This is a genomic window from Nonomuraea sp. NPDC001831, assembly GCF_042892035.1.
Classification (GTDB): domain Bacteria; phylum Actinomycetota; class Actinomycetes; order Streptosporangiales; family Streptosporangiaceae; genus Nonomuraea.
Genome location: NZ_JBIATU010000013.1, coordinates 34874 through 50623 on the forward strand (window position 1 = coordinate 34874; position 15750 = coordinate 50623).

The following is a 15750-nucleotide window of genomic DNA, read 5'->3' on the forward strand; positions in this document are numbered from 1 at the left end:
TCCGCCGGGCCGGGCGACCGTCGTCGAGGGCGGCGCCCGGTCCGTACGAGCCTGGCCGCCGCGTACGCGTCGCGACGGGGTCTTGGCGGACACATCGATCACGCCAAGCTGGGCGGCTCCTGCGGGGAAGGCAGGGTCGATCGGAGGGGGATCAGGCGGGGCAGATCACGTGAAGCAGATCAGGCGGAGGCGCGGGCACGGGCGCGGGCGGTGCGGCGCTTGAGGGCGCGACGCTCGTCCTCGCTCAGGCCGCCCCAGACGCCGGCGTCCTGTCCGGACTCCAGCGCCCACTTCAGGCAGGCGTCGACGGCCGGGCAGGACCGGCAGACCTGCTTGGCCTCGTCGATCTGGCTCAGGGCAGGGCCGGTGTTGCCGATCGGGAAGAACAGCTCGGGGTCCACGTCACGGCAGGCAGCTCGGTGGCGCCAGTCCATGCGTCCACTCCTTAGTAGATGGAACCTTTGGTCGGCTCCGTGCGGCTACTACTTTGTGAAGAGTTTCACTAACTCGCGCGAACAATTACCCGAATCCAGGTGTTGGACCGGGGTTGTCCGCCTGACGGCCGGAGGGCCTTGGGGTTGTTAAAGGTCCTACGTTCCGACGTCAGTCTTGAGCCTTCCAGCCACGGAGAGTGCACGCAAGAGGGTTGGGGCGAAGTTTTGGCGGTTATGGATGTCGGATGCGTCACACAATGACCGAATGTAACCAGCTAGACCAGAACTTGTAACGCGTTCGGGGTAGACCGGAACGTTACGGATTCGCGTTCTCCCAGGTAGTCCCCGTCCAGCTGGAAGGCCACGGGACGGTCGGCGGCGAGGGTGAACTCGGCCTCGTCGTGCAGCTGGACGAGGTGCTTGCCGGACGGGACGGCGTCACTCTCCGTGAGGATCTGCCGGATCAGCCCGGCGATCTGGACGGGTCCCATCCGCCGCAGCCCGAGCAGGTCGAGCCCGGTCTCGAAGCTCGCCCACGGCGTCGGCGTCACCGGCTTGGCCCCCAGGTACGTCCACGGCGAGGTGTTGGAGACGATCGCCATGAACACGCCCTCGGCCGCCGGGATGCCCGGCCCCGTCAGGGTCATCGGGGCGTGCCGTTTGTCCGTGGCCAGATAGTGCCGCAGAGCGGTGTTCACGTACCGGGCAGGAGTGGCCTTCCGCCCCGTGCCCCGCAGGCCCTCCACGGCCCGTACGACCTCGGCGTCGTAGCCCATGCCCGCGCAGAACGTGAAGTACCGGCTCTCTCCCTCCCAGAGCGCCTGGCCCAGGCCCACGGTCCGGCGCCGGCCCTCTCGCAGCGCCTCCAGGACCGCGCCGGTGGCCTCGACCGGCTCGTTCGGCAGGCCGAGGGAGCGGGCGAACACGTTCGCGCTGCCGCCGGGGATCACGATCAGTCCGGGACGGCCGGAGCTCGGATCGTCGGCCGGCGGGACGTCGTGGCCGTTGACCGGGTTGAGCAGGCCGTTGACGGTCTCGTTGATCGTGCCGTCGCCGCCGAGCACCGCGACCACGTCGAAGCCCTTGGCGCGGGCCGTGGCCGCCAGCGTCGCGGCGTGCCCCCGGTAGCCGGTCTCCTCCACCGACAGCTCCACGGCCGCGCCCAGCGCGCGGATCAACACGTCCCTCGTGCGGGCGTTGGTGGTGGTGGCCTTGGGATTGACCAGCAACATTGCGCGCATATCGCCAGCGTAGTCGCTGATCGCCGACCCGTTCGGGGTGGGGGAACATCACCGGCGGGACCGGACCCGGGGGCGGATAGGGTTTGGCTGTGTCGAAGCGTCCGTGGAGTTTGCTCGTCGCCGCCGTCGTCGTGGCCCTGGAGGGGCTCGTCGCGCTCGGGCTCGGCGTCTACGTCGCGGTGGAGACGGTGGTGAGCACGCCTGACAGTCTCACCACGGCCATCGCGGAGTCGGTCTTCGGGCTGCTCATCGGAGCCGGGCTGCTCTGGGTCGCCTGGGGCGGCCTGCTGCGGGCGGAGCGGTGGGGGAGGTCGCCGGGCGTGCTGGCACAGATCTTCCTGCTGCCCGTCGGGGTCACGCTCATCCAGTCGGACCAGCCACTGATCGGCGTGCCGCTGATCGTGGTCGCCCTGACCGGGCTGGTGGCGCTGCTCGCGCCCCCCACCACCCATGCTCTCTACGGGGACGGTTAGTCCTCCGCGGTCAGCCCCTCACGCAACTGGGCGAGGGTACGGGCCAGCAACCGGGACACGTGCATCTGCGAGATGCCCAGCTCGGTCGCGATCTGCGACTGCGTCATGTTCCCGAAGAACCGCAGCAGCAGGATGCGCTTCTCGCGCGGTGGCAGCCGTTCGAGCAGCGGCTTGAGCGACTCGCGGTATTCGACGCCCTCCAGCGACTCGTCCACGATGCCCAGCGAGTCGGACACCGCGGGGGCGTCGTCGTCGCCGGAGTCGGGCGCGTCGAGGGACACCGTGGAGTAGGCGTTGGCCGACTCCAGGCCCTCCAGCACCTCCTCCTCGGTCATCTTGAGGTAGGAGGCCAGCTCGGCGACCGTGGGCGCGCGGCCCTCGCGCTGCGACAGGTCGCTGATCGCCTTCGTCAGCGAGAGCTTCAGCTCCTGCAGGCGGCGCGGCACCCGGACCGCCCAGCCCTTGTCGCGGAAGTGCCGCTTGATCTCGCCGACGATGGTGGGCGTGGCGTAGGTGGAGAACTCCACCCCGCGCTTGAGATCGAACCGGTCGATCGACTTGATCAGGCCGATCGTGGCGACCTGGGTGAGGTCGTCGAGCCACTCGCCCCGGTTGCGGAAGCGGCGGGCCAGGTATTCGACCAGCGGAAGGTGAAGCTCGACCAGCTCGTCCCTGATGCGCTGGCGTCGCGGTTCCTCGGGACCCAGCTCGGCCAGCTCGGCGAAGAGCAAGCGGGCACGAACCCTGTCGGGTACGGCGTGTTCGCTGGTGGCCATGGCTCCAGTCCTTTCCGTCACGCCGGCCTCGCTGCGCCTCGGCGCTTACGCAGGACGATCGCCATGCGGTCGGGGGAGTCGGTCACGGCGTCGACGTCGTCGGCCAGGGCGGTCAGCACCATCCAGGCGAAGTCGTCGCGCTTGGGGGCGGAGCTGCCGACGGTGGCCACCTCGACGCCGACCTTCATCACGTCGCCGGTCAGCTCGAACTCGGCGGTCAGGTCGGTGCCCGGAACCGCCTCGCTCAGCAACATGGCGCACGCCTCGTCGACCGCGATGCGCAGATCTTCGATCTCGTCCAGGGTGAAGTCAAGCCGGGCGGCCAGGCCGGCGGTGGCCGTGCGCAGCACCGACAGGTAAGCACTCGCGGCGGGGAGCCTGATGCTCACCACATCGCGGATGCCCGCCACACCCTCCGCACGCGTCTCGGTTTCCTCGGTCACGTTCCTCCTCGCGTTTCCGACGCCAACTGCAACTTACCGTCCCCGGGAGGTCCTTGGCGGATTCAGACTCGCCATCAACGGAAAAGGCTCTGTGCGGTCTGGACCGCACAGAGCCTTTTATGCCGTTTAGGCGGCCTTGGTCTCCCAGAAGATCTTGGAGATCTCGTCGATCTTGGCCAGCAGCTCGTCGGCCTTGCCGCCGTCGACGGTGCCCTTGGCGGCCGCGGCGCCCGCGAGCTTGGTGGCCTCCCAGAAGAGCTGGTGCAGCTGGGGGTACTGCTCCAGGTGCGGCGGCTTGAAGTAGTCGGTCCAGAGCACCCACAGGTGGTGCTTGACCAGCTCGGCCCGCTGCTCCTTGATGATGAGCGCGCGGGTGCGGAAGACCGGGTCGTCGCTGGCCTCGTACTTCTCCATGATCGCCTTGACCGACTCGGCCTCGATCCGGGCCTGGGCGGGGTCGTAGACCCCACAGGGCAGGTCGCAGTGGGCGGAGGCGACATGCTTGGGTCGTAGCAGTCGTGCGAGCATCAGAAAGTCCTTCCTTGATGCTGAATCAGCTTGGTCCACAACCGACCTTACTCGGGTCCCAACGCCTGTGGAGTAGGGGGTCTCTGCCCATGAGAGTGCGTGTCGAGGGCGATTCGATGCGTCCGGCGCTGGTTCCCGGCGACTGGCTCCTCGTCCGCCGGGGAGCCGCCGTCCATCCGGGTGACCTCGTCGTGGCCCGGCTGCCCGGCGACCCCGATCAGCTCATCGTGAAACGCGCCCAGTGGCACGGCGAGGGCGGCTGGTGGCTGGAGAGCGACAACCAGCGCGCCGGCGGGCGCCGCGACAGCTGGGACTTCGGGCCGGTCGAGGAGATCGTCGGGCGCGTCGTCCTGCGGTACTGGCCGCTGGTGCGCCGCAGGTGACCTCCCGGAGGCCCCCTCAGCCCTCCTGGGCGCTCCTGCGGCGCCGGTAGGCCGCCACGTTGGCGCGCGTGGCGCAGCGGGGGGAGCAGTAGCGGCGGGAGCGGTTGGAGGAGGTGTCGAGGAAGGCGCGGGCGCAGCGCGGCTCGTGGCAGCGGCCCAGCCGGTCGGCGCCCACCTCGGCGACGACGGCGGCCAGGCCCATCACCGCGCTGGCGGCGGAGTCCTCGGCCAGGTGGAGGTGCCAGCCCTGGCCGTCGTGGTCCGACAGCCGCGGGTGCACCGGATAGCGCACGAGCAGGGCGTTGAGGCGCTCGGCCACGGCGCGCGCGTCGCCCGCGACGTCGAACACGGCGGCCAGCTCGGCGCGCAGGGCGGTCAGCTCCGGGGGAGGGGCGGGATCGTTGATCAGGCGGACCGCCCACTCTGCGTAAGAGGTCAGGTCCATGCGGGAGTATTACACGAGTCGCCGGGCCCCCGGCACCACCGGGGGCCCGGACGGCTCACTCCTCCGGGTGCAGCACCCGGTGCAGGAACGTGCGGGTGCGCTCGTGCCGCGGGTCGCCGATCACCTGGGCGGGCTCGCCGTCCTCGACGACGACGCCGCCGTCCATGAAGACCACCCGGTCGGCCACCTGGCGGGCGAAGCCCATCTCGTGGGTGACCACGAGCATGGTCATGCCCTCCTCGGCCAGCTTGCGCATGACCGTGAGCACGTCGCCGACCAGCTCGGGGTCGAGCGCCGAGGTGGGCTCGTCGAACAGCATCAGGTCGGGGTTCATGGCCAGCGCCCTGGCGATGGCCACCCGCTGCTGCTGCCCGCCGGAGAGCTGGGTGGGGTAGGAGTCGCACTTGGCGCCGACGCCCACCTTCTCCAGGTTCTCCCGGGCCACGACCTCGGCCTCCCGCCTGCCGCGCTTCAGCACGCGCTGCTGGGCGATCATGACGTTCTGCAGCGCGGTCATGTGCGGGAACAGGTTGAACTGCTGGAAGACCATCCCGATGCGGCGTCGTACGGCGTCGATGTCCACGTCGGGGTCGGTCACCTCCACGCCCTGCACGAACACCTTGCCCTTGGTGGGCTCCTCCAGCAGGTTCACGCAGCGCAGCAGCGTGGACTTGCCCGAGCCGGACGGGCCGATGACACACACCACCTGGCCCGGCTCGACCGTCATGTCGATGCCCTTGAGCACCTCGTTCCGGCCGAAGTACTTGTGCAGCCCTCGTAGCTCGATGGCGTGCGTCATTGGCTCCTCCGCTTACGCCCCTCGAGCCGGGACGCAAGGTAGCCCAGCGGGATCGTGACGATCAGGTACGTCACGCCGGCGACCATGATGGGCGTGGCGTTGGCGTACTGGGAGGCCAGGTCGTTGCCGAACTTGGCCAGCTCGACGTACTCGCCCGAGACGCCCAGGAACAGCACCAGCGAGGAGTCCTTGAGCAGGGACACGAACTGGTTGGTGGTCGGCGGGATCACCATGCGGATGGCCTGCGGGATGACCACCGTCACCTGCGCCCGGGTCGCGGACATGCCGAGCGACCTGGCGGCCTCCGTCTGGCCCTTGGGGACCGCCTGCAGGCCCGCCCGGAAGACCTCCGCCTGGTAGGCGGCGCCGACCAGGCCGAGGCCCAGGATGCCCTGTCCGTACGTGCCGAACGGCACCTCGAACCCGGGCAGCGCCAGCGGCAGGAAGGTGATCATCAGGAAGATGAGCAGCGCCGGCAGGCCGCGGAAGATCTCGATGTAGACGGTCGCGATCCACCGGTACGGCCGCACCTGCGACAACCGCATGAGCGCGAGCAGCAGCCCGAGCACGAACGCGAAGACGAAACCGCCCACCGTGTAGATGATCGTGTTGCGCAGCGCGATCGTGAACAGGTCGGGCAGCGCCTGCTTGGCCACGTCGGCCTTGGCGAAGTTCTGGGCGAGGCTGGCCCAGTCGGCGTACAGGACGACAGCGACGAGCGCGGCGGCCAGCACGACGTACTGGACGGCCCGCGTGATGCGCTGTTTCTTCCGAGGGCTGAGCCCGGCCCGGCCGGGCTCAGCGGTCGTCGGCTGGTCGGCCATGGATCAGCCCAGCTCGCCGGGCTTCTTGCCGAACCACTTCACGTAGATCTTCTCGTAGTTGCCGTCCTGCTTGGCCTTGGTGATCTCTTCGTTGATCGTCTTGAGCAGGGTCGGGTCGGCGCCCTTCTTCAGGCCGATGCCGTACTGCTCGCCGGTGTCCAGGCTGGCGATCAGCTCGAACTTCTCGGCGATCTCGGGCTTCTTCAGCCAGGTCAGCACCACGGGAAGGTCCTGGACGATCACGTCGGCCTGCCCGGCCTGCAGGGCCAGCAGCTCCTTGGCCGAGTCGGCGTACTCGGTGGGGTTGAAGCCCTGCTTCTTGACGTAGTCGAGGCCGGTCGTGCTGGCCTGCGCGCCCAGCTTGAGGTTCTTGGCCTTGACGTCCTCGAGGGACTTGGCGCCCGAGCCCTTCTTGGCCAGCAGCGCCTGGGTGGCGTCGAAGTAGGGCTCGGAGAAGTCGATGTTCTGCTTGCGCTCGTCGGTGATCGTCATGCCGGCGGCGGCCACGTCGCACTTGCCCGCGGCCATGGCGGCGCCGCTCTTGATCACCGCGAAGTCGATGTCCACGATGTTCTGGGTCACGCCGAGCTTCTTCGCGGCGAGGTCGACGATGTCCACGTCGAACCCGACGATCTTGCCGCTGTCGTCCTTGAACTGGAACGGCTCGTACGGGATGTTCGTGCAGACCGTGAGCTTGCCGGGCTGGACGAGCTTCACGCCGCCGGCCGCGGAGGCGCTCGCGCCGGTCGTGCTGCCGGAGGAGCCTCCGGTGTCGCTGCCACAGGCGCTGAGGGCGAGAGCGGCGGTCAGGGCGAGCGCGCCGACAGCGTAGCCACGGCGGCCCTTGGGGCTGAGGGCCATGTACGGCCTCCTCGAGAGAGTTATGCCACGTAACTTGCGTTTTGTGCAGTTTAAATGGGGTTTAGCTGCGGTCCGTCATCCCGCGTTTAACGATGCGTCAACGGAACGGCGTCGGCTCCGACACCATCGACCATCTCACCATGTGGCACTATGGGGAGACGGGTGACCCCCGTAACCCCTCAGAGACGACCGACGAGGGGGAGCTTGGCAGCTACCGAAGCCAGCCCACTCGCGCTCGTACGCCGAAGGTCTCTTCCGCTCCGATGAATACAGGGGTCGCTGTGTCTGCCACGCCCGCTTCTGCTTCCGTCGAACCGCTCGACCTCGATCCGGCCTTCGCGCTCCACCGCGGGGGCAAGCTGGAGGTCCGCTCGACCATCCCGGTCCGCGACGCCGACGACCTGTCGCTCGCCTACACGCCCGGCGTCGCCCGGGTCTGCACCGCCATCGCCGACAATCCTTCGCTGGTCAACGACTACACCTGGGTCTCCAACGTGGTCGCCGTCGTCACCGACGGCACCGCCGTGCTCGGCCTGGGCGACATCGGGCCGTCGGCCGCCATGCCGGTCATGGAGGGCAAGGCGCTGCTGTTCAAGGAGTTCGGCAACGTCGACGCCGTCCCGATCTGCCTCGACTGCACCGACGTCGACGCGCTGGTCGAGACCGTCGTGCGCCTCGCGCCGTCGTTCGGCGGCGTCAACCTGGAGGACATCAGCGCCCCGCGCTGCTTCGAGGTGGAGGACCGGCTGCGCGACCTGCTCGACATCCCGGTCTTCCACGACGACCAGCACGGCACCGCCATCGTCGCCCTGGCCGCCCTGCGCAACGCCGCCCGCCTGACCGGCCGCGCGCTCGGCGACCTGCGCGCCGTCGTGGCCGGCGCCGGCGCGTCCGGCGTCGCCGTCACCCGCATCCTGCTGGGCGCCGGCATCGGCGACATCGCGGTCGCCGACTCCAAGGGCATGATCTACGAGGGCCGCGAAGGGCTCAACCCGGTCAAGGAGGCCCTGGCCCGCGAGACCAACCGGGCCGGCCGCACCGGCTCCACCGAGGAGGCCCTGGCCGGCGCCGACGTCTTCCTCGGGCTGTCCGGCTCGACCGTGTCCGAGGCGGCCATCGCGTCCATGGCGCCCGACGCCATCGTCTTCGCGCTGTCCAACCCCACCCCGGAGGTCCATCCCGAGGTGGCCGCCAGGCACGCCAGGGTGGTCGCCACCGGGCGCTCCGACTTCCCGAACCAGATCAACAACGTCCTGGCCTTCCCGGGGGTCTTCCGCGGCGCCCTCGACGTGCGGGCCACGACGATCACCGAGAACATGAAGGTGGCCGCCGCCGAGGCGCTGGCCGCCGTCGTCGGCGACGACCTGTCGGCCACGTACGTCATCCCGAGCCCGTTCGACCGGCGGGTGGCCCCCGCGGTGACCGCCGCCGTGGCCGCCCAGGCCCGCGCCGACGGCGTCGCGCGCGCCTGATCCGCCGTCACGAGCGGGGGCCGATCGGCCCCCGCTCGTTCTTTTCTGGCATCCGCCCAGGTCGGACGACATTGCGGTTTCCCGCCCGCGGCATGGGTAGGTGAGTTCCCCGTCCAGGTGAGCCGGGTCCAGGTCCTGATCCCGAGCAGGACCGGCGAAGGGATTGCGATGGAGTTCGCGTGACCTTTGGGAACTGCCGAAAAGCCTTTACGCAACGTGCTATAAAAATAGCTCTCTGTAAGGATGTGGGCGCCGACTCCTGTGACGAGGAGAGCGATGGAACGCGAGCCTAACCGACTGCTCCAGCAGCTCATCGCGGAGGCGGGTTTCTCCCACAAGGGATTGGCCAGGCGCCTCAACGACCTGGGGGCCGCGCGCGGCACCCCGGGTCTGAAGTACGACCACAGCTCTGTGCTGCGGTGGATCGGGGGTCAGAAGCCACGGGATCCCGTCCCGTGCCTGCTCACGGAGATATTCGCGCTGCGGCTCGGCCGCCCGGTGAGCTCGGAGGACCTGGGCATGCCGACCAACCTCACGCCCCTCGATCTCGGTCAGGAGTTCACCCACACGTGGCAGGAGGGGGTCGCGACCGTGACGGCGTTGTGGCGGGCCGACGTGGAGCGACGGAGGTTTCTGATCGACTCCACCTTCGCGATCGGGGCAGGATCCGTCGGAGCCATCCGCTGGCTGACGGCGCCTCCCGAAGGGCGTCCCAACGGCACCGGGGCGCGCCGGGTGGGCAGGGCCGACATCGCCGCGATCCACGAGGTGACCCGGTCCTTCGGCGAGCTCGACAACCGCTTCGGCAGCGGCCGCGTCCGCTCTTCCGTCGTGAAGTACCTCGACACCGCCGTCTCCCCGCTGCTCAAGGACGGCAGCTACGGGGAGTCCACCGGCAAGCAGCTGGCCGCCGCGGCCGCCGAGCTCACCCGTCTGGCCGGCTGGATGGCCTACGACATGGAGCAGCACGGCCTGGCCCAGCGCTACCTCATCCAGGCCCTCCGCCTGGCCAGGGGCGCCGACGACCACACCCTGGGCGGCGAGATCCTGGCCGGCATGGCCCACCAGGCCATCTACATGGGCCAGCCGGCCCACGCCCTCGACCTGGCCAGGGCCGCCCAGCTCGCGGCCCGGCGGGCCGGCGTCCAGACCCTGCTGGCCTCCGCGCAGGTCCTGGAGGCCCACGCGCACGCGGGCCTCGGCGACCCGAGGTCCTGCGGGGCCTCCCTGCACCAGGCCGAACTGGCCTTCGACGCCCGCAGGCCCACCGAGGAGCCGCGCTGGCTCAGCTACTTCGACGAGGCCTACCTGTCGGCCAAGTTCGCCCACTGCTTCCGCGACCTGGGGGAGGGGGAGCGCACCGTGCGGCTGGCGCGGCGCTCCCTCGACATGGACACCCGGTACGTGCGGGGGCGCATGTTCAACCTGTCCCTGCTGGCTGCCGGGCTGCTGGAGTGCGGCGAGCTGGAGGAGGCGTGCCAGGCGGCGGGCAACGCGCTGGCGCTGGCGGGGGAGCTGCAGTCGGCGCGGTCCCGGTCGTACGCGGCCGACCTGCGGCGGCGGCTGGAGCCCTACAAGAACGAGCGGGCCGTCATGGCGCTGCGGGAGCGTACGCGCGAGCTCACGTCCGTGTGACGGCCCCGGGACAGCTCCCGGACGGCTTCCCGGAGGGCTTCCGGACGGCTTCGCGACGCTTCGGGACGGGCGAAGCCCCGGGCCGCCTCTGCGGCGGTCCGGGGCTTCGCGGGTGGTCCTACTTGAGCAGTTCGCCGTTCGGGCCGACGACGCTCTTGGTCTCGGCGTAGTTGGCCTTGTTGTAGACGTCGGCCACCTCGCCGTCGAAGTAGGCGGAGCTGATGAAGTCGATCCGGTCGTTGCCGTCCTGGTCGTGGAACAGGCTCGTCACGCCGTTGACGTAACCGGTGCGCTTGCCGTTGTCGTACTTCATGAGCCAGGGGCCGCCGTCGGCGCCGCCGGTCATGGAGCACTTGAGCACCTGGTGCTCCTCGACCCGGAAGGTGTTGACCTGGTACGTCTTGGTGCCGGTCTTGCCGGAGCACCACTTCGGGGTCACGCCGGTGTAGGGCTTGTCGCCGTCGGGGTGGCGGGCGGCGGGGTAGCCGAAGACGGTGACCTTCTGGCCGCGCGGCTGGTTCCACGCGAAGCCCTGGCCGCCGACGACGTCGCCGAGCCGGCCCATGTCCTTGGCGACGCCGATGACGTACTCCGGCATGAAGTACTTGCGCGACGTGCCGGGCTTCACCCACTTCTGCGTGTAGAAGTGGGTGATCGTGAAGTTGCCGAACTTGTCGGTGCCCTTCTTGCCGAGCCCCTTGTAGGCGTCCAGCTGGGTCTTGGTGACCTGCTCGACGACCGGCTCGCCGAACTTGTAGCCGTTCCCCTTGCCGACCTTGGCGGCCTTGTACGCCTCCTCGCCGACCTCGACCTTCTCCAGCACGGCGTTCGGATAGTCAGGCCCGACGACGTCGGCCGGCTTGTCCTCGCCCTCCGACCAGCAGTCGCCCAGGTTCAGCAGGCACTTCTCGAACTCCTTGGCGTCGATCTCGCGCGGCTTGATCCACTTGTCGCCGCCCCACGCCTTGAACTCCTTGGCCTCCACCTGCTTCTCACCGGCCAGGGCGAAACCGTTGTGGACGGCGACGAAGGCGAAGTCCCCGTCGTAGTCGTCGTAGGTGTCGAGGTCGTAGGCGGTGAAGGCGTAGGCGCCGACGTAGACGCCCCAGGGGGCCTTGCCCTGGTAGTAGCCGGGTACGAACACCCACTTGCTGTAGACGTCCTTGGCGGTCTCGTAGACGCAGTGGCCGGCGGTCGCCACCAGGTTCCTGTTGCGCGCCTGGATCGAGGTCGCCGAGCACCAGCGGTACTTGCCGGCGCTGTCGACGAAGAAGACCTTGCCGATGGTCTTGGGCAGGTTGACGTTCTTGCTCGCGCTGGGCTTCGGAGCGCCGGTGGGGGCGGTCAGGCCGGGCTTGCCGTCGGGCGCGGCGTTCTCCTCGCCGCGGGCGGCGACCAGCTTGGTGACGTCTTTGGCGTCCCACTGGTACTCGGTCGCCTTGCGCAGCGCGGCGCCGTTGGCGTCGAGCCAGAAGTACGCGGCGCTGTAGGCGTCCGAGGGCTTGGCGGTGAGGTCGTCGGTGACCCAATGGGGGTTGGCGTCGGCGGGGACGGCAAGCGCGGCGGCGCTCAAGCTGGCAGCAGCGAGGGGGATGAGCAGGCGCTTCAAGGGAGGCTCCACACGGGTTGTCAAGAAGGGCGTCAAAACCCTATCGACCCTTAAGTCACTCTGGTAAGGGTTCTTCTCGGTTTGTCGCCGGAAAGGCCGAAGGGCCCGGCAGATGCCGAGCCCTTCGGGTAAAGCGGGGTTGAGCGGAGGTTTGGACCCTCAGCCCGGTGTCATACCGAAGATCAGCTGTCGGCCTTCGGGATGAGGCTGCCCGACCACACCTTCGCCGCCGAGGAGTAGACCGCGTTGGTCTCACCATCGAAGTACGGCGAGGACATGTAGTCCCAGCGGTCGTTGCCGTCCGTGTCGTACAGAACGCTGGTCACGCCGTTGACGTAGCCCATGCGCTTGGCGTTGCTGTACTTGAGGAGCCACGGGGCGCCGTTGTAGCCGCCGGTGACGGCGCACTTCAGCGAGATGTGCTCTTCGATCTTCAGGCTCGGAACCTTGGTGGCCTTCGCACCGGTCTTGCCGTAGCACCACTTCGGCGTCACGCCGGAGTAGGGCTTCGAACCGTCGGGGTGCTTGGCGAAGGGGTAGCCGAAGGTACGGACGTACTTGCCGGTCGGCTGGTTCCAGGCGAAGCCCTGGCCACCGACGTTGTCGCCCAGGCGGCCGACGTCCTTGATCTCGTGAACGTAGATGAAGAAGTCGGTGCGGAGGAACTTGAACTCGGTGCCCGGCTTGTACCACTGCTGCGTGTAGTAACGCGTGATGGTGTAGTTGCCGGCGGAGTCCACGTTCTTCTCGCCCGGGCCACGGTACTGCAGGTACTCGTGCTTGGTGACCTGCGAGGTCTCCGGCTCGCCGTACTTGGCGCCGTTGGCCTTGCCAACGGGAGCCCTCCACCAGGTGGACTTGCTGACCTCGACCTTTTCGACAACAGCGCCGGGGAAGTCGGGGCCGACCTTCTCAGCGCGGCTGCCCGGGTCGACCGAGTAGTACTCGGTGGTCTTCGGGTCGAGCTTGCCCTTGACGTACTCTTCCCGGGTCACCTGGGTGACCTTGGGCTCCTTCTCGCCCTTGTAGGCGTCGAACTCGGCCTTGGTGACCTGCTTCGCCTTGTTGAGGACGCCGCCGACACCGTTGTAAACGGTGACGAACGCGTAGTCGCGGTCGAAGTCCTCGTAGTTCGAGAAGTCGTAGTGCGTGAAGGCCTGCTTGCCCACGTAGATGCCCCAGGGAGCCTTGCCCTGGTAGTAACCCGGGACGAAGACCCAGCGGGAGACGACCTCGTCGTTGGCGGCGATGTCGTACACGCAGTGACCAGCGGTCGCAACCAGGTTGCGGTACTGGGACTGGATGGAGGTGCCGGAGCACCAGTACAGCTTGCCGTCGCGGCCCTCGAAGAACACCTTGCCGATGGACTTCGGCAGGTTCACGTTCTGGGACTTGACCGTGGTGGTCTTCTCGGCGCCGATCGGCTCAGACTGGCCGGGCTTGCCGTCAGCGACGTACCCACCCTTCTGAACGATCTTCTTGACGTCCTTGTTGTCCCAGTAGTACGCCGTAGCGCCCTTCAGGGCAGCGTTGTCGGACTTGGTCCAGAAGTCCAGGACCTCAGCGGCCTTCTGCTCGCTGGCAGCGAGAGCGGCGGCGTCGACGTCCGGGTCGGCCTGGGCGGCACCGGCGAGGCCGGCAGCCAGCAGACCGGTGGCCAGCAGGGCGCCACCGGCGGGGAGGAGGATGCGCTTCAAGGTAACTCCTTGCGCTGTCGTGGAACGCCTCTTGCGTCCCATGCGTCAGTAAAGGGATAGCCAGGAACATACAGTGTCGATCTTGAACTCGGGTAGCCGCTTTGAGAGGAAAAGATGCGACAAGCCGGGCGTTATCGTTCTGTGATGTTTAGGTCCCTGGTGCGTAGGAGTCGGTAGAAGTCGGGCTTCCGGCTGTTTGCCCTGATCAACATAAAGACGGTGTGAGCCGGTTCGGCGGGCCCGGCGGCTGCCCTTGATCCGGTTCACTCGGGCAGTGTGACGCAGATCACATTGGGTTGATGGCACCGATTCGGCGTCGCATGCGTCCAAACGCCTTCACTTTCCGGCCCGGAAACGCCGAAGGGCCCGGCGGATGCCGGGCCCTTCGGTCGCTGACGGTACCTACGAACGGTCAGGACCGGTCGTCGGAAGCCGTCATTCAGACGATCTTGCCGGACCAGACGTTGGCGGCAGCCTTGTAGACGACGTTCGTCTCACCGTCGAAGTACGGCGAGGAGATGTAGTCCACGCGGTTGTTGCCGTCCTGGTCGTTGAAGGTGCTGGTGACACCGTTCAGGTAGCCCAGGCGCTTGGCGTTGCTGTACTTGAGGAGCCAGGGACCACCGTCGGCGCCCTCGGTCATGGCGCACTTGAGCGCCACGTGCTCCTCGATCTTCTTGGCGGCCGAACCGACCAGCTTCTTGGTGGTCTTGCCGTAGCACCACTTCGGCGTGATGCCGGTGTAGTTCTTGTGGCCGTCGGGGTGCGGCGCGGCCGGGTAGCCGAACACGCGGACGTACTTGCCGGTGGGCTGGTTCCACGCGAAGCCCTGGCCGCCGACGTTGTCGCCGAGGCGACCGGCGTCCTTGGCGAAGCCTTCGACGATGAAGAAGACGGTCTTGTAGTACTTGGTGTCCGAGCCCGGCTTGTACCACTGCTGCACGTAGAAGTGCGTGATGGTCCAGTTGCCGCGGGCGTCCTTGACGACCTTGGCCGGGTACTTCGCGGCGTCCTTCTTCTGGTTCTCCAGGTAGGTGGAAGCCTGCGAGTCGGTCACGATCTCGGTGACGGGCTCACCGAACTTGAAACCGTTGCCCTTGCCGACCCGAGCGGCCCGGTAGGTGCTCTCGCTGACCTCGACCTTGCCGGCCTCGGCGCCGGGGAAGTCGGGGCCGGTCGCCTCAGGCGCGGTGCCCCGCTTGACCCAGAAAGCCTCGGTGGAGGTCGGGTCGAGCTTGCCCTTGCGGAACTCCTCGCGGCTGATCTCGACGTCCTTGGCGTCCTTGACGCCCTGGTACTTGTCGAACTCGGCCTTGGAGACCTGCTTGGAGGTGCCGCTGCCGAGCTGGACGCCGTTGTACACGGTCACGAACGCGTAGTCGCGGTCGAAGTCCTCGTACACGTCGAAGTCGTAGTGGGTGAAGGCCTGCTTACCCACGTAGATGCCCCACGGAGCCTTGCCCTGGTAGTAACCGGGGACGAAGACCCACTTGGACATGACGTCGGCGTTGGCGCCGGTGTCGTAGACGCAGTGACCGGCCGTGGCGACCAGGTTGCGGTACTTCGACTGGAGCGAGGTGGCGGAGCACCACTTCTTCTCGCCCTTGCCGTTGACGAAGAACACCTTGCCGATGGTCTTCGGCATGTTGACGTTCTGCGTCTTGGCGGTGGTCTTCTTCTCCTCACCAATCGGGGCAGTGGTGCCCGGCTTGGTGTCGGCGCTGTAGCCGCCCTTGCTCTGCAGCTTGGCGACGTCCGCCTTGTCCCAGACGTTGGACTCGGTGGCGGCCCGGAGGGCGGCACCGTTGCTCTCGGCCCAGAACTGGGCGATGGCCTTCGCGTTGGCCGCGCTCGCCGCCATCGCGTCGGTGGAGATGTCGCTGTCGGCCGAGGCCGTACCGGCGAGGCCGGCGGCCAGGAGGCCGGTAGCCAGGATGGCGCCACCGGCGGGGATGAGGATGCGCTTCAAGGGAACTGCTCCTTGGTCTGTCGTGGGACGCAACAGGTGTCCCATGCGTCAGTAAAGGGATAGCAAGGAACATAGCCAGTGATCTCCGCAGGTGAAAGCCGTTCTGAGGGGATCGGTAAGGGCCCGTTTCGCCGTTACCGTGCTGTTATCTGTCAGAGGCT

General features: G+C 68.1%; 16 protein-coding genes. 4 read left to right on the forward strand and 12 right to left on the reverse strand.

Annotation, left to right across the window (positions count from 1 at the left end):
* Positions 1 to 179: 179 nt before the first annotated feature.
* Both ACFYYW_RS34040 and ACFYYW_RS34045 read right to left on the reverse strand, forming a co-directional pair.
* Entirely contained in the window at positions 180 to 434 is a 255-nt protein-coding gene (locus tag ACFYYW_RS34040) for a WhiB family transcriptional regulator (protein WP_352322893.1), read from the reverse strand.
* Positions 435 to 709: 275 nt separating this feature from the next.
* Positions 710 to 1675 carry a diacylglycerol/lipid kinase family protein gene (locus ACFYYW_RS34045; RefSeq protein WP_387654951.1) on the reverse strand — a complete coding sequence of 322 codons (966 nt, stop codon included), beginning with the start codon at positions 1673 to 1675 and terminating at the stop codon, positions 710 to 712.
* 89 nt (positions 1676 to 1764) lie between these two features.
* Here ACFYYW_RS34045 and ACFYYW_RS34050 point away from each other — a divergent pair, with 89 nt between their 5' ends.
* A complete protein-coding gene (locus ACFYYW_RS34050) occupies positions 1765 to 2148 on the forward strand; it encodes a hypothetical protein (RefSeq protein WP_352322895.1) in 384 nt (127 codons plus the stop codon).
* Here ACFYYW_RS34050 and ACFYYW_RS34055 read toward each other — a convergent pair.
* From ACFYYW_RS34055 to sodN, 3 genes are all read right to left on the reverse strand, one after another.
* Positions 2145 to 2924, reverse strand: a complete 780-nt coding sequence (locus ACFYYW_RS34055; protein WP_352322896.1) for an RNA polymerase sigma factor SigF — start codon at positions 2922 to 2924, stop codon at positions 2145 to 2147. The two genes, ACFYYW_RS34050 and ACFYYW_RS34055, sit on opposite strands and share 4 nt — an antisense overlap.
* A gap of 17 nt (positions 2925 to 2941) precedes the next feature.
* A complete protein-coding gene (locus tag ACFYYW_RS34060) occupies positions 2942 to 3367 on the reverse strand; it encodes an anti-sigma factor (RefSeq protein WP_352322897.1) in 426 nt (141 codons plus the stop codon).
* A 126-nt stretch (positions 3368 to 3493) separates the two neighbouring features.
* Positions 3494 to 3895: a superoxide dismutase, Ni gene (gene sodN / locus ACFYYW_RS34065; RefSeq protein WP_352331376.1), complete on the reverse strand. Its 402-nt coding sequence runs from the start codon at positions 3893 to 3895 to the stop codon at positions 3494 to 3496.
* Between the two features lie 89 nt (positions 3896 to 3984).
* Between sodN and ACFYYW_RS34070 the strand changes: the two genes are divergently transcribed.
* On the forward strand, positions 3985 to 4278 hold the full coding sequence (locus ACFYYW_RS34070; protein ID WP_352331378.1) for a S24 family peptidase: 294 nt from the start codon (positions 3985 to 3987) through the stop codon (positions 4276 to 4278).
* A 16-nt stretch (positions 4279 to 4294) separates the two neighbouring features.
* Here the strand turns inward: ACFYYW_RS34070 and ACFYYW_RS34075 are convergent, their stop codons facing one another.
* Genes ACFYYW_RS34075 through ACFYYW_RS34090 form a run of 4 tightly spaced genes read right to left on the reverse strand, consistent with a single transcriptional unit; the run spans position 4295 to position 7207 of the window.
* On the reverse strand, positions 4295 to 4723 hold the full coding sequence (locus ACFYYW_RS34075; protein ID WP_352331380.1) for a CGNR zinc finger domain-containing protein: 429 nt from the start codon (positions 4721 to 4723) through the stop codon (positions 4295 to 4297).
* A gap of 55 nt (positions 4724 to 4778) precedes the next feature.
* The gene (locus ACFYYW_RS34080; RefSeq protein ID WP_364391392.1) at positions 4779 to 5522 is read right to left on the reverse strand and encodes an amino acid ABC transporter ATP-binding protein; all 744 of its coding nucleotides are present in this window, start codon (positions 5520 to 5522) and stop codon (positions 4779 to 4781) included.
* Positions 5519 to 6346 (reverse strand): amino acid ABC transporter permease, encoded by an 828-nt coding sequence (locus tag ACFYYW_RS34085; protein WP_364416411.1) that lies wholly within the window; start codon positions 6344 to 6346, stop codon positions 5519 to 5521. The genes ACFYYW_RS34080 and ACFYYW_RS34085 overlap by 4 nt, the downstream gene beginning before the upstream one ends.
* 3 nt (positions 6347 to 6349) lie before the next feature.
* Positions 6350 to 7207: an ABC transporter substrate-binding protein gene (locus ACFYYW_RS34090; protein ID WP_364391396.1), complete on the reverse strand. Its 858-nt coding sequence runs from the start codon at positions 7205 to 7207 to the stop codon at positions 6350 to 6352.
* A gap of 263 nt (positions 7208 to 7470) precedes the next feature.
* Here ACFYYW_RS34090 and ACFYYW_RS34095 point away from each other — a divergent pair, with 263 nt between their 5' ends.
* Together ACFYYW_RS34095 and ACFYYW_RS34100 are read left to right on the forward strand one after the other, a co-directional pair.
* Positions 7471 to 8679: an NADP-dependent malic enzyme gene (locus tag ACFYYW_RS34095; protein WP_387654957.1), complete on the forward strand. Its 1209-nt coding sequence runs from the start codon at positions 7471 to 7473 to the stop codon at positions 8677 to 8679.
* 276 nt (positions 8680 to 8955) lie between these two features.
* Positions 8956 to 10314 (forward strand): hypothetical protein, encoded by a 1359-nt coding sequence (locus ACFYYW_RS34100; protein ID WP_352327501.1) that lies wholly within the window; start codon positions 8956 to 8958, stop codon positions 10312 to 10314.
* 118 nt (positions 10315 to 10432) lie between these two features.
* Here ACFYYW_RS34100 and ACFYYW_RS34105 read toward each other — a convergent pair whose 3' ends face one another.
* The 3 genes from ACFYYW_RS34105 to ACFYYW_RS34115 all read right to left on the reverse strand — a co-directional run bounded on the left by ACFYYW_RS34105 (position 10433) and on the right by ACFYYW_RS34115 (position 15589).
* A complete protein-coding gene (locus ACFYYW_RS34105; RefSeq protein ID WP_352327502.1) occupies positions 10433 to 11923 on the reverse strand; it encodes a hypothetical protein in 1491 nt (496 codons plus the stop codon).
* A 182-nt stretch (positions 11924 to 12105) separates the two neighbouring features.
* Positions 12106 to 13620, reverse strand: a complete 1515-nt coding sequence (locus tag ACFYYW_RS34110) for a hypothetical protein (RefSeq protein WP_352327503.1) — start codon at positions 13618 to 13620, stop codon at positions 12106 to 12108.
* Between the two features lie 439 nt (positions 13621 to 14059).
* Positions 14060 to 15589 carry a hypothetical protein gene (locus ACFYYW_RS34115; RefSeq protein WP_364391401.1) on the reverse strand — a complete coding sequence of 510 codons (1530 nt, stop codon included), beginning with the start codon at positions 15587 to 15589 and terminating at the stop codon, positions 14060 to 14062.
* Between the last annotated feature and the right edge of the window lie 161 nt (positions 15590 to 15750).